The organism is Citrobacter sp. Cu233, assembly GCF_030332225.1.
GTDB lineage: Bacteria > Pseudomonadota > Gammaproteobacteria > Enterobacterales > Enterobacteriaceae > Citrobacter.
This window is the reverse complement of sequence record NZ_JAOWIF010000042.1, coordinates 124,407-137,794: the sequence shown is the minus strand read 5'-3', so window position 1 is coordinate 137,794 and position 13,388 is coordinate 124,407. Positions and strand designations below refer to the sequence as shown.

The 13,388-nt window shown below is 52.2% G+C and carries 13 protein-coding genes; 9 read left to right on the top strand and 4 right to left on the bottom strand.

Translation table 11 applies throughout. The features are described from left to right. The first annotated feature begins 67 nt into the window (after positions 1-67). The 3 genes from holC (at position 68) to OGX95_RS19205 (ending at position 4,030) form a co-directional block, all read left to right on the top strand. On the top strand, positions 68-511 hold the full coding sequence (gene holC / locus OGX95_RS19215) for a DNA polymerase III subunit chi (protein WP_286630827.1): 444 nt from the start codon (positions 68-70) through the stop codon (positions 509-511). Next, on the top strand, positions 511-3,366 hold the full coding sequence (locus OGX95_RS19210) for a valine--tRNA ligase (protein WP_286630602.1): 2,856 nt from the start codon (positions 511-513) through the stop codon (positions 3,364-3,366). Before holC ends, OGX95_RS19210 begins: the two co-directional genes overlap by 1 nt. A 160-nt stretch (positions 3,367-3,526) precedes the next feature. Beyond that, positions 3,527-4,030: a GNAT family N-acetyltransferase gene (locus OGX95_RS19205; protein ID WP_286630601.1), complete on the top strand. Its 504-nt coding sequence runs from the start codon at positions 3,527-3,529 to the stop codon at positions 4,028-4,030. A gap of 33 nt (positions 4,031-4,063) precedes the next feature. On the opposite strand, the gene OGX95_RS19200 is transcribed toward OGX95_RS19205, so the two are convergent. From OGX95_RS19200 to rraB, 3 genes are all read right to left on the bottom strand, one after another. Continuing rightward, a complete protein-coding gene (locus OGX95_RS19200) occupies positions 4,064-4,894 on the bottom strand; it encodes a topoisomerase II (protein ID WP_286630600.1) in 831 nt (276 codons plus the stop codon). A 168-nt stretch (positions 4,895-5,062) separates the two neighbouring features. After that, on the bottom strand, positions 5,063-5,821 hold the full coding sequence (gene miaE, locus OGX95_RS19195; protein WP_286630599.1) for a tRNA isopentenyl-2-thiomethyl-A-37 hydroxylase MiaE: 759 nt from the start codon (positions 5,819-5,821) through the stop codon (positions 5,063-5,065). Positions 5,822-5,872: 51 nt separating this feature from the next. After that, the gene (rraB, locus tag OGX95_RS19190; RefSeq protein WP_286630598.1) at positions 5,873-6,298 is read right to left on the bottom strand and encodes a ribonuclease E inhibitor RraB; all 426 of its coding nucleotides are present in this window, start codon (positions 6,296-6,298) and stop codon (positions 5,873-5,875) included. Between the two features lie 98 nt (positions 6,299-6,396). Here rraB and argL point away from each other — a divergent pair, with 98 nt between their 5' ends. Both argL and argF (OGX95_RS19185) read left to right on the top strand, forming a co-directional pair. Next, positions 6,397-6,492: a putative translational regulatory protein ArgL gene (gene argL / locus OGX95_RS23055; protein ID WP_420921848.1), complete on the top strand. Its 96-nt coding sequence runs from the start codon at positions 6,397-6,399 to the stop codon at positions 6,490-6,492. Beyond that, positions 6,462-7,466, top strand: coding sequence for an ornithine carbamoyltransferase (gene argF / locus OGX95_RS19185; protein ID WP_286630597.1), 1,005 nt, complete (start codon positions 6,462-6,464; stop codon positions 7,464-7,466). Before argL ends, argF (OGX95_RS19185) begins: the two co-directional genes overlap by 31 nt. A gap of 108 nt (positions 7,467-7,574) precedes the next feature. Here the strand turns inward: argF (OGX95_RS19185) and OGX95_RS19180 are convergent, their stop codons facing one another. Continuing rightward, a complete protein-coding gene (locus OGX95_RS19180; protein ID WP_286630596.1) occupies positions 7,575-8,027 on the bottom strand; it encodes a YhcH/YjgK/YiaL family protein in 453 nt (150 codons plus the stop codon). Positions 8,028-8,703: 676 nt separating this feature from the next. Between OGX95_RS19180 and arcA the strand changes: the two genes are divergently transcribed. The 4 genes from arcA to OGX95_RS19160 are packed head-to-tail and all read left to right on the top strand — an operon-like array spanning position 8,704 to position 13,385. Then, the gene (gene arcA, locus OGX95_RS19175) at positions 8,704-9,924 is read left to right on the top strand and encodes an arginine deiminase (RefSeq protein WP_286630826.1); all 1,221 of its coding nucleotides are present in this window, start codon (positions 8,704-8,706) and stop codon (positions 9,922-9,924) included. Positions 9,925-9,933: 9 nt separating this feature from the next. Then, entirely contained in the window at positions 9,934-10,866 is a 933-nt protein-coding gene (arcC, locus tag OGX95_RS19170; RefSeq protein WP_286630595.1) for a carbamate kinase, read from the top strand. Between the two features lie 55 nt (positions 10,867-10,921). Next, complete coding sequence (gene argF, locus OGX95_RS19165; protein WP_286630594.1) at positions 10,922-11,926, top strand: ornithine carbamoyltransferase; 1,005 nt, start codon at positions 10,922-10,924, stop codon at positions 11,924-11,926. Between the two features lie 55 nt (positions 11,927-11,981). Continuing rightward, on the top strand, positions 11,982-13,385 hold the full coding sequence (locus OGX95_RS19160; protein WP_286630593.1) for a YfcC family protein: 1,404 nt from the start codon (positions 11,982-11,984) through the stop codon (positions 13,383-13,385). Positions 13,386-13,388: the final 3 nt, after the last annotated feature.

Genomic DNA, 13,388 nt, shown 5'->3' with positions numbered 1-13,388 from the left:
ACGCCTTATCAGGCCTACGGTGTGCATCATGGCTACGCATTTAAATCCACCACAAGAAACCCCATATATGAAGAATGCAACGTTCTACCTTCTGGACAACGACACACAGCAAGACGGTCTGAGCGCCGTCGAGCAACTGGTGTGTGAAATTGCCGCAGAACGTTGGCGCGCGGGCAAGCGCGTATTGATCGCCTGCGAAGATGAAAAACAGGCCATACGCCTGGATGAAGCATTGTGGGCAAGACCGGCAGAAAGCTTTGTGCCGCATAATCTGGCGGGTGAAGGCCCCAGAGGAGGTGCGCCGGTAGAGATAGCCTGGCCAGAAAAACGCAGCAGCAACCCGCGCGACCTGCTAATCAGTTTGCGCGTTGGCTTTGCAGATTTTGCCACCGCTTTCACAGAAGTGATAGACTTCGTCCCTTACGAAGATTCTTTGAAACAATCGGCACGCGATCGCTACAAAGCTTACCGCGTGGCTGGTTTTAACCTGAATACGGCAACCTGGAAATAATGGACAAGACATACAACCCACAAGATATCGAACAGCCGCTTTACGAGCACTGGGAAAAGCAGGGCTATTTCAAACCTAACGGCGATGAAAGCAAAGAGTCCTTCTGCATCATGATCCCGCCGCCGAACGTCACCGGCAGTTTGCATATGGGTCATGCTTTCCAGCAAACCATCATGGATACCATGATCCGCTACCAGCGCATGCAGGGTAAAAATACTCTGTGGCAGGCAGGTACCGACCACGCGGGTATCGCAACCCAGATGGTGGTTGAGCGTAAGATTGCCGCTGAAGAAGGTAAAACCCGTCACGATTACGGTCGCGAAGCGTTTATCGATAAAATTTGGCAGTGGAAAGCGGAATCCGGCGGCACCATTACCCGTCAGATGCGCCGTCTCGGCAACTCTGTTGACTGGGAGCGCGAGCGCTTCACTATGGACGAAGGTCTTTCCAATGCCGTGAAAGAAGTCTTTGTTCGCCTGTACAAAGAAGACCTGATTTACCGTGGCAAACGCCTGGTAAACTGGGATCCGAAACTGCGCACTGCTATCTCTGACCTGGAAGTGGAAAACCGCGAGTCCAAAGGCTCGATGTGGCACATCCGCTATCCGCTGGCCGATGGCGCGAAAACCGCAGACGGTAAAGATTACCTGGTCGTTGCCACTACGCGTCCAGAAACCGTACTGGGCGATACCGGTGTTGCCGTCAACCCGGAAGATCCGCGTTATAAAGACCTTATCGGCAAATTCGTCATTCTGCCGCTGGTTAACCGTCGTATTCCTGTTGTGGGCGATGAACACGCCGATATGGAAAAAGGCACCGGCTGCGTGAAGATCACCCCGGCACACGACTTTAACGACTATGAAGTAGGTCGTCGTCACGGCCTGCCGATGATCAACATTTTGACCTTTGACGGTGATATCCGCGAAACCGCGGAAGTGTACGACACCAAAGGTGAAGAATCCGACGTCTACTCGAACGAGATCCCGGCTGAATTCCAGAAACTGGAACGCTTTGCTGCGCGTAAAGCCGTGGTTGCGGCCGTCGACGCTCTGGGTCTGCTGGAAGAAATCAAACCCCACGATCTGACTGTGCCGTACGGTGATCGTGGCGGCGTGGTTATCGAACCGATGCTGACTGACCAGTGGTACGTCCGTGCTGACGTACTGGCGAAACCGGCGGTTGAAGCGGTTGAGAACGGCGACATCCAGTTCGTACCTAAGCAGTATGAAAACATGTACTTCTCCTGGATGCGCGATATTCAGGACTGGTGTATCTCCCGTCAGCTGTGGTGGGGTCATCGTATCCCGGCATGGTATGACAACGACGGCAATGTCTACGTTGGCCGTACCGAAGCTGAAGTGCGTCAGGAAAACAACCTCGGTGCCGACGTTGCACTGCGTCAGGACGAAGACGTTCTGGATACCTGGTTCTCCTCCGCGCTGTGGACCTTCTCTACCCTCGGCTGGCCGGAAAACACCGACGCGCTGCGTCAGTTCCACCCAACCAGCGTGATGGTCTCCGGCTTTGACATCATCTTCTTCTGGATCGCCCGCATGATCATGATGACCATGCACTTCATCAAAGATGAAAACGGCAAGCCGCAGGTTCCGTTTAAGACCGTCTACATGACCGGTCTGATTCGTGACGACGAAGGCCAGAAGATGTCCAAATCTAAGGGTAACGTCATCGACCCGCTGGATATGGTTGATGGTATTTCTCTGGCAGAACTGCTGGAAAAACGTACCGGCAATATGATGCAGCCACAGCTGGCCGAGAAAATTGCCAAACGCACCGAGAAGCAGTTCCCGGACGGCATTGAGCCGCACGGTACTGACGCCCTGCGTTTCACCCTGGCCGCGCTGGCCTCTACCGGCCGCGACATCAACTGGGATATGAAACGTCTGGAAGGTTACCGTAACTTCTGTAACAAGCTGTGGAACGCCAGCCGCTTCGTGCTGATGAACACCGAAGACCAGGATTGCGGCTTCAATGGCGGCGAAATGACGCTGTCGCTGGCGGATCGTTGGATCCTGGCTGAATTCAACCAGACCATCAAAGCGTACCGTGAAGCGCTGGATAACTTCCGCTTCGATATCGCTGCGGGCATTCTGTACGAATTCACCTGGAACCAGTTCTGTGACTGGTATCTGGAGCTGACCAAGCCGGTGATGAACGGCGGTTCTGAGTCTGAACTGCGCGGCACCCGCAATACGCTGGTTACCGTGCTGGAAGGTCTGCTGCGTCTGGCGCACCCGATCATTCCGTTCATCACCGAAACCATCTGGCAACGCGTGAAAGTGATCTGCGGCAATACCGCTGACACCATCATGTTGCAGCCGTTCCCGGAATATAACGCAGCGCAGGTTGATGAAGCAGCGCTGGCTGACACTGAATGGTTGAAGCAGGCGATCGTTGCCATCCGTAACATCCGTGCCGAAATGAACATTGCCCCGGGCAAACCGCTGGAACTACTGCTGCGTGGTTGCAGTACTGATGCGATGCGTCGTGTGAACGACAACCGCAGCTTCCTGCTGAACCTGGCACGTCTGGAAAGCATCACCGTGCTGCCAGCCGATGACAAAGGTCCCGTTTCCGTGACTAAAATCATCGATGGTGCCGAACTGCTGATCCCAATGGCGGGTCTCATCAACAAAGACGATGAACTGGCGCGTCTGGCGAAAGAAGTGACGAAAATCGAAGGTGAGATTGCCCGTATCGAAAGCAAACTCTCCAACGAAGGTTTCGTTGCTCGCGCACCAGAAGCCGTGATCGCCAAAGAGCGTGAGAAGCTGGACGGTTACGCAGAAGCAAAAGCGAAGCTGATTGAGCAGCAGGCGGTCATCGCCGCGCTGTAAAACTGCAGGTCGGATAAGCATAACGCATCCGACAGCACAGACGATAAAAGCCTCTGACGCACTCGCTCAGAGGCTTTTTATTGAATTATCCTCGCTTGCACTACCCCTCTGTGCAGTGGTATTAACTGCATATGTCTCACTTTTATGTCATGAGTTCGCTATGAGTGTCATTACGCCTGTCTCGGCTACGCTGCGTCGCATTGCTGCCGACGATAACCCCGCCATTGCCTGTGTGATCCGCCAGGTCTCCGCCGAATACGGCCTGACTGCCGATAAAGGCTACACGGTAGCCGACCCGAATCTGGACGAACTGTTCCAGGTTTACAGCCAGCCGGGCGCAGCCTATTGGGTGGTTGAGCAAAATGGACAGGTCGTCGGCGGCGGTGGCGTTGCGCCGTTAGGCTGTAGCGAGCCAGATATTTGCGAGCTGCAAAAAATGTACTTCCTGCCAGGCGTGCGTGGCCAGGGGCTGGCGAAAAAGCTGGCGCTCATGGCGCTCGACCACGCCCGTGATCAGGGATTTAAACAGTGCTATCTGGAAACGACCGCATTCCTGACCGAGGCTATCCGCCTGTATGAACATTTAGGGTTTGAGCATATCAGTGAAGCGCTTGGCTGCACCGGTCACGTCGATTGCGAAGTAAGGATGTTAAAGCCCCTCTGACGTCAGGCAAAGGAGCATTTCTGCCTTACTGCCTTACTGCATTTCGGCTGAAAGCATCAGACGGATCACGCCAGCCGCGCGAGCGGTGGGGAGTTTCAGCACCTGAGTCCAGAGATCCTGCACAATCTCACAAGCGATCTTCTCTTTGCCGATCCCTTTATTCGGGTCGGCCATAATCTGAATATCATCCCCATAGCGCTGCACCAGTCCGGGGCTGATCGCTTGTAAATCCTGCAGAGCCAGCTGTTTTTCCTCTGTCGTCACCGTATGTTTATCCGGGCCATAGGCGGCGCGCATCATGCCCATATCGCCCACCATCCGCCGACTCATAATCTCACGCGGGACAAGATGTACCGGGTTAATTCCCCCTTTCACTGCTGGAAACAGGAAACGGAAACATTCGTCATCACCCACCTTTTCCACCGCGGCAATCTGCTCGAGGTTAATCTTCATATACTCAATTACGTTAGCATCAGGGGCTTGCTGCAAACGTGCCATCTGCAGCTGAAGGATTTGCGGCTGTATGGCATCGATAACCTGCTGCTCGCTTTTGCCCTCGTTCTTCATCTGCACGGCCTGGGTGATGATTTTTTGTGTTAGCGCGGGCTCCTGCTCCCTAATCACCTGAAACACCGGATTGGCACGCATCGCATTGTCAAACTTCTGCTCTTCGGTCATACCATATTCCGGACTTTCGCGCGGGATAAGGTAGTGCACATCAAAAATATTCCATGCAACAATCGCAACCACAAAAATCACCGCGCCGGAGATCTTGCCTACCCAGCCTTTTTTGCGAAACATACTTACGACGACGGCAATCACCGCCCCGATATAGCCCGCCAACACAACGTGTGCCCAGTTCATTAACCATCCTTATTCAAATCAATACGTATGCCGGAGATATATTTCCCCGTTGTGTGTTCTGATTATTACGGTAGAGGCGATGGTTTTCCAGCCACCAGAATTTATCTGCAGGTATCAGAAGACGAGAGATGGCGCGGCAATCATGGCGAGTCGCGCCAGGAAGGTGTATTACGCGGGTACGCCGCTGTGAAAGCGGAATTCATCATCTGGAGACAGGATCAGCGACGCTTCCACTTCACCAAAGAAACGCACCCGGGCGCTAATGTCATCGCCTGAAACCTGCTGTGCTAATGCCAGGTAATCCTGGTAATGGCGCGCCTCTGATCGTAGTAGCGACAGATAAAACGCCTGTAAATCATCATCCAGATACGATGCCAGCGCCGCGAAACGTTCACAGGAGCGCGCCTCAATGTATGCGCCGCAAATTAGCTTATCAATCAGCGTTAATGGCTCGTGGGTGCGAACCTCTTTGAGCATGCCTTTGGCGTAACGACTGGCAGTAATTTTGATGTAGGGGATATTGCGGCTCATCATCGCCTCGCGCACCTGCCAGAAGTGGTGGAGCTCTTCTTTGATCAGCAAAACCATGCTGTCGATAAGCTTGCGCCCCCACGGATCGTCGGTCTGCGGCATCACACTTTTGCCGATCTGTTTATTCAGTGCAATAAAGTCAGGTTCCTCTCCATCTCTGAACGCAAAGGCCTCATAGGGTTTCAGCCAGTCCAGCAACGCCTGTGAACCGGCTTTGTCAGCGACATATTTACGCACCAACAGCATCGCTGTTTGTGCCGCTTTCAGTTCGCAGACGAGGTGATCGGTCAGCAACAGGGGAAGATTTGCCGGGTCTTGCGCTTTATCAAGCCATGCCTGGGGTGTTTTGCACTGCAGAAAATTGAGGATTGGGGAGAGTATTTGCGGGTAATCCATACATTGTCCTTGCCCTACGGCAGCAAGTACTGCCGTAGGTCATCAGATGATTTAGTGACGCACGCCGTCATCATCTTCGTCGACGAGGTCTTCATCGTCGCCGTCTTCACCTTCTTCGCCGTTCGGGTCTTCAAAATAGGTGCCCCAACCGTCGTATTCCACATCATATTTTTCAGCCAGGTTCATCAGTTGCTCAACCTGAGCGTCGATCAGTTCGGCATTCAGGGCGCATTCGCTGAGAATGTCACAGCAAATAACCGTGTCGCCTTCTTCCACTTCCAGCTCTTCTGGCTCGGTCACTTCATAACCCAGTTTGAAGGCCTCTACTGCCGCTTTTTCCAGGGTTTCAAAGTCATCCGCGGAAAGGTGATGTTCGATGGTGTACAGCGCATCAGGGTCGCTGCCATCGTCGAGTAACTCTTCAATAATCAAGCGTGTTTCTTCACGCTGCTCTTCCAGTAGTTCCGGGTTTGCCATGGCTCGTTCCTCATAATGTCCTGCCGATACTCTTATTGTCACATACCGCTGACATTGCCTCCACCTTTCCAGGAAAGATTTGTTAAACAAGGTTGCAAATGAATAAACATACATATAAATTGAATTTTAATTCAATAAATGGCTTAAGCCATGTGAGGGAACCATGTCTGCGTTTTATCAGAAGCACTTTTTGAAATTGCTCGATTTCACCTCTGCTGAACTCACGTCACTGCTACAGCTCGCCGCCCAGCTCAAGGCGGAGAAGAAAAACGGTACAGAGGTCGCCAGACTTGCCGGCAAAAACATTGCGCTCATCTTCGAAAAAGACTCGACTCGTACCCGTTGCTCTTTCGAAGTTGCCGCATACGATCAGGGCGCTCGCGTGACGTATCTCGGCCCAAGCGGTAGCCAGATTGGCCATAAAGAGTCGATTAAAGATACTGCCCGCGTGCTTGGCCGCATGTACGACGGTATTCAGTATCGGGGTCATGGTCAGGACGTTGTGGAAACGCTGGCAGAATTTGCCGGGGTGCCGGTGTGGAACGGGTTAACCAACGAATTTCACCCCACTCAGTTGCTGGCAGATCTGTTAACTATGCAGGAACATCTGCCGGGTAAAGCGTTTAATGAGATGACATTGGCCTACACCGGTGATGCACGTAACAATATGGGTAACTCTATGCTGGAAGCTGCGGCATTAACCGGGCTGGATCTACGCCTGGTTGCGCCACAGGCATGCTGGCCTGAAGAGAGCCTGGTGGCGGAATGCAAAGCGCAAGCGCTGAAAAACGGCGGCAATATTACGCTGACCGAAGACGTTGCCACAGGTGTAAAAGGTGCAGACTTTATCTACACCGATGTATGGGTCTCGATGGGCGAAGCAAAAGAGAAGTGGGCGGAGCGTATTGCGCTGCTGCGTAACTACCAGGTCAATAGCGCGATGATGGCGCTAACGGGTAATCCACAGGTGAAGTTCCTGCACTGTCTGCCCGCGTTTCATGACGATCAGACCGTGCTGGGTAAACAAATGGCACAAGAGTATGGTTTGCACGGCGGGATGGAAGTCACCGACGAGGTGTTTGAGTCATCTGCCAGCATCGTATTCTCTCAGGCGGAAAACCGGATGCACACCATCAAAGCAGTCATGGTTGCAACACTCGCGAAATAATAGCGCTGCGGGCATGATTTGCCGGATGGCGATGCTAGTGCATCTTATCCGGCCTACGGGAGCACAATTGTAGGCCGGGTAAGACGAAGCCGCACCCGGCAATCACGCTTATGCCACCCGCATTTTCACTACGGCTTTGCGCACCAGTGCCGGAGCCCCGACTGCACACAGCGGTTTATGCACTTCACCCGGATAGAACACCACGAAGTCACCTTCATTCAGTACCACCGTTTTCTCCTGTAGGCCTTCCGGCAGGAAGGCGATATCTTTATCCGCCAGCCAGTCGGTTTCCGGCGCACCCGCAGGCTGTGTACTGAACACCATCCCTTCCTGACCTTTTAGCAGGATCTGAATATCCAGATAACGGGCGTGATACTCGGCGCGGCGCTGAGCAAACGGCTCCGTCATATCTTCTGCAATCAGATAAAACAGACGATCACCGTCGATGTCATGCTTACCCTTTTCCGTCGCATCCGTCACGTGTGCTTTGATGTGTTCAATCGCCTGACGCAGCTCTTCTGGCAGCCAGGCATCCAGGTTGTGAATATTGCCGACAATCATCTCAAACCCCTTAATTAAAACAACGTTTCATTTTATGTGTTATACGAAAAAACCGTCTGCCATACCACTGCTATTTGCTGATATTTTGCGTCAACGCATGTTTATCGCTGATGATGTTAAATAATTGCTAACTCTCAGCAACAGGTTATGCATAAACTCTGCATAAATTTCGGCCCCTCTTTTTCAAACCCATCAGTAACTAACTGTTCTAAAAAACTTTGTTAGAAAAACTAGCTGTCGATCACAATTCACATCTCCTTCGTTATCCTTCTTCATCGTCATATTTATTTTGAAATTAACTTTACCGCGCAAATAATAAAATCATAGATTCGCATAATAATTCACTACACAGAAAAAAACACAAATAAATCAATTAATTAATTAATTATATTGCAGCACTCTAAAAATGTACATAAAATTAACATCAATAAATAACAAGACATATTCCAGAGTAGTAATTCAATTATTCTCATTTTTATTTTTTTAATACTCAGAGCCATATCATAAATTAAACAACAAAAGCCAAATATCGACCTGACTGTGAAATAAATCACGTTTCTTCATCGAATAAGATTTAAATATAGATTCTGAAATCAGCTGAAAAATCATGACTGCGATAAATATTATTTGCAGGCATCTCCTCTTTATTTTTTAAAATAGTATTAAAGGAATAATGATGGAAAAGCATTATGTCGGGTCTGAAATCGGTCAATTACGTAGCGTGATGCTACATCGCCCTAACCTCAGTTTAAAAAGGCTGACGCCATCAAATTGTCAGGAACTGCTTTTTGATGATGTTCTTTCGGTAGAACGTGCAGGAGAAGAGCATGACATATTCGCCAACACGTTGCGTGAACAGGGAATTGAGGTTCTGTTACTCACTGATTTATTGACACAAACCCTGGATATCCCAGATGCCAAAATCTGGCTGCTGGATACACAAATTTCTGATTATCGCCTTGGCCCCGCTTTTGCCACGGATATTCGCGCCTGGCTTGCCGATATGCAGCATCGGGAACTCGCCCGGCATTTAAGCGGAGGGCTGACCTACGGAGAAATTCCCGCCTCAATCAAAAATATGGTAGTCGATACTCACGATATTAATGACTTCATTATGAAGCCATTACCAAATCACTTATTTACCCGCGACACCTCATGCTGGATATATAACGGTGTATCCATTAATCCGATGGCAAAAACAGCGCGACAAAGAGAAACCAATAACCTGCGGGCGATCTACCGTTGGCACCCCCTATTTTCTGATGGTGAATTTATTAAATATTTCGGCGATGAAAATATTAATTACGACCATGCCACATTAGAAGGTGGCGATGTGCTGGTTATTGGTCGCGGCGCAGTTCTCATCGGTATGTCGGAACGCACAACGCCGCAGGGTATTGAGTTCCTTGCCCAGTCGCTATTTAAGCATCGCCAGGCAGAGCGCGTCATTGCGGTCGAACTGCCGAAACATCGTTCCTGCATGCATCTCGATACCGTCATGACCCACATCGATATCGATACCTTCTCCGTCTACCCGGAAGTCGTGCGTCCGGATGTGCAGTGCTGGACCCTGACACCAGACGGGCGCGGCGGCCTGAAACGAACTCAGGAAAGTACCCTGGTCCATGCTCTCGAAAAAGCGCTGGGCCTTGATCAAATTCGCCTGATCACCACCGGTGGCGATGCCTTCGAAGCTGAACGCGAACAGTGGAATGACGCAAACAACGTCCTGACGCTACGCCCCGGAGTGGTAGTGGGCTACGAGCGCAACATCTGGACCAACGAGAAATACGACAAAGCAGGCATCACCGTTTTACCCATTCCTGGCGACGAACTTGGACGCGGACGCGGCGGCGCACGCTGCATGAGCTGCCCACTGGAACGCGACGGTATTTAAGGAAAAGTCATGGAAAACAAACCTACCCTGGTTGTGGCTCTGGGCGGCAATGCATTACTTAAACGTGGCGAGCCGCTGGAAGCTGACATCCAACGCAAGAATATTGAGTTAGCGGCAAAAACTATCGCTCAGCTCACGCAACAGTGGCGCGTGATCCTGGTACACGGCAATGGCCCCCAGGTTGGACTTTTGGCGTTACAAAACAGTGCGTATGCCAGCGTCACCCCCTATCCGCTCGACATTCTCGGTGCGGAAAGTCAGGGAATGATTGGCTATATGCTGCAACAGGCGCTGAAAAACCAGCTTCCACAGCGTGAAATTAGTGTGCTGCTGACTCAGGTTGAAGTCGATGCCAACGATCCGGCATTCAACAACCCCACCAAATATATCGGACCGATTTACGACGCTCACCAGGCGGGCGCATTGCAGGCGGAAAAAGGTTGGGTTTTCAAAGCTGATGGCAAAGCATTCCGTCGCGTTGTGCCCTCTCCACAACCTAAACGTATCGTTGAAAGTGACGCTATTCGCACATTGATCGCCTGCGATCATCTGGTTATCTGCAACGGTGGCGGCGGTGTGCCGGTGGTGGAAAAAGCCGATGGTTACCACGGTATTGAAGCGGTGATCGACAAAGATCTCTCCGCCGCCCTGCTCGCCAACCAAATCCACGCCGATGCGCTGTTGATCCTGACCGACGCTGATGCCGTGTACCTCGACTGGGGCAAGCCTACTCAGCGCCCGCTGGCCCAGGTTACTCCGGAACTGCTCAGCGAACTGCATTTCGACGCCGGTTCAATGGGCCCCAAAGTTACCGCCTGCGCGGGATTTGTCTCTCGCTGTCACGGAATAGCAGGCATCGGCTCATTGGCTGACGGTCCGGTCATCCTCTCCGGAGACAAAGGCACGCTAATTCGGCCCGAAACCACCGACGCTAACGCTTAGGGCTTTTTTGCCGGATAGCGACTGCGCCTTATCCGGCCTACATAAGGACATTTTCATGACTGTTAACCTGAAAAATCGCAATTTTCTCAAACTGCTGGACTACAGCCCAACGGAAATCCAGTACCTGATCGATCTGGCTATCGAGTTAAAAACGGCAAAAAAGGCCGGGCGCGAAAGACAGACGCTGGTGGGTAAAAACATCGCGTTAATCTTCGAAAAAACCTCTACCCGCACCCGCTGCGCCTTTGAAGTCGGCGCTTTCGATCAGGGCGCGCAGGTGACCTATCTCGGTCCAAGCGGATCGCAGATCGGTCACAAAGAATCAATGAAAGATACCGCCCGCGTGCTAGGCCGCATGTACGACGGCATTGAGTACCGCGGATACGGTCAGGACATTGTGGAGGAACTGGGGCAATTTGCCGGGGTTCCAGTATGGAATGGACTGACAAATGAATTTCACCCCACGCAGATCCTCGCGGATCTGATGACCATGCTGGAGCACGCGCCGGGTAAAACCTTGCCGGAGCTGAGTTTCGCTTATCTCGGTGACGCCCGTAATAACATGGGAAATTCGCTGATGGTCGGCGCGGCGAAAATGGGGATGGATATTCGTCTGGTCGCGCCGAAATCCTTCTGGCCGGACGAGACGCTGGTTGCTGAATGCCGTGAAATCGCCAGTGTGACTGGCGCACGCATTACGCTCACAGAGGATGTCGAGGAAGGCGTATACGACGTCGATTTCCTCTACACCGATGTCTGGGTCTCTATGGGCGAGCCCAAAGAAGCCTGGGCAGAACGCGTCAGCCTGATGACGCCCTATCAGATTAACCAACGGGTCATCAACGCAACCGCTAACCCCAATGTGAAATTTATGCACTGTCTGCCCGCCTTCCATAACGAGCACACAAAAGTGGGACGTGAAATTGAAGTGGCCTACGGTCTGAAAGGGCTTGAAGTCACGGAAGAGGTTTTTGAGTCAGCGCATTCAATCGTCTTCGACGAAGCTGAGAACCGGATGCATACCATTAAAGCGGTAATGGTAGCGACCCTCGGCGACTAACCCCAGCGGGCATATGTCGCCTGACGGCATATGCCCAAGCTATCCGGAGAACATCATGGGCAAATTCAAATTTCCCAGCGCATATACCATCCTGTTTATTCTCATTGCACTCGTCGCGGTTATGACCTGGATAGTCCCGGCAGGGAAATACCAGATGGCGATGAATGCCACTCTGGGCAAAGAAGTGCCGGTTGCCGGTACTTATGCCCCCACAGAGGCGCATCCGCAAGGTTTTACCGCTGTACTGCTGGCGCCGATTGACGGTCTTTACAACCACGAAACCTATACCGCAGGCGCAATTGATGTGGCGTTGTTTGTCCTGATTATTGGTGGATTTCTCGGCGTAGTAAACAAAACAGGCGCCATCGACGCAGGTATCGAGCGCGTGACGGTCAGGCTGAACGGTAAAGAGGAGTGGATGATCCCCATTCTGATGGGACTTTTCGCCGCCGGAGGTACGATTTACGGGATGGCGGAGGAGTCACTCCCTTTCTACACATTGCTGGTTCCGGTAATGATGGCCGCACGCTTTGATCCATTGGTTGCCGCCGCCACCGTTCTGCTCGGCGCGGGCATTGGCACACTCGGTTCGACAATCAACCCTTTCGCAACGGTTATCGCGGCTAACGCCGCCGGGATCCCCTTCACCCAGGGAATGCTGATGCGCATTCTGCTGCTGGTCGTCGGCTATGTTATCTGCGTGGTCTGGGTCATGCGCTATGCACGGAAAGTTCGCAGCCATCCTGAACTTTCCATCGTGGCAGATAAAATGGCGGAAAACCGCGTCCATTTTCTTGGTAGTCGCGCCAATACCAATCTTGAATTCACAACAACGCGTAAATGGATCCTGCTGATTTTCGCCGCTGCCTTTGCGGTGATGATCTATGGGGTGGCGGTGCTCGGTTGGTGGATGGCAGAAATTTCCGGGGTTTTTCTGGCATCTGCGATTATCGTCGGCGTTATCGCCCGCATGAGTGAGGAGGAATTTACTGGCACATTCATTGACGGGGCACGTGACCTGCTTGGCGTCGCGCTGATTATCGGTATTGCACGCGGCATCGTGGTGGTGATGGATAACGGCATGATCACCCATACTATTCTGCACAGCGCGGAAAATGTCGTCTCCGGACTTTCCACCACCATTTTCATCAATGTGACCTACTGGCTGGAAGTTTTGCTCTCCTTCCTGGTCCCTTCCTCTTCGGGTCTGGCGGTCCTCACCATGCCCATTATGGCCCCGCTGGCCGACTTCGCGCATGTCCCCAGGGATCTGGTCGTCACCGCGTATCAATCCGCTTCCGGCATTGTGAATCTGATTACGCCCACCTCAGCAGTTGTGATGGGCGGGTTGGCCATCGCCCGCGTTCCTTACGTGCGATACCTGAAATGGGTCGCCCCGCTCCTGCTCATTTTGACGTTGCTGAACATGGCCGTCCTGAGTATCGGCGCGATGTTGTAACCC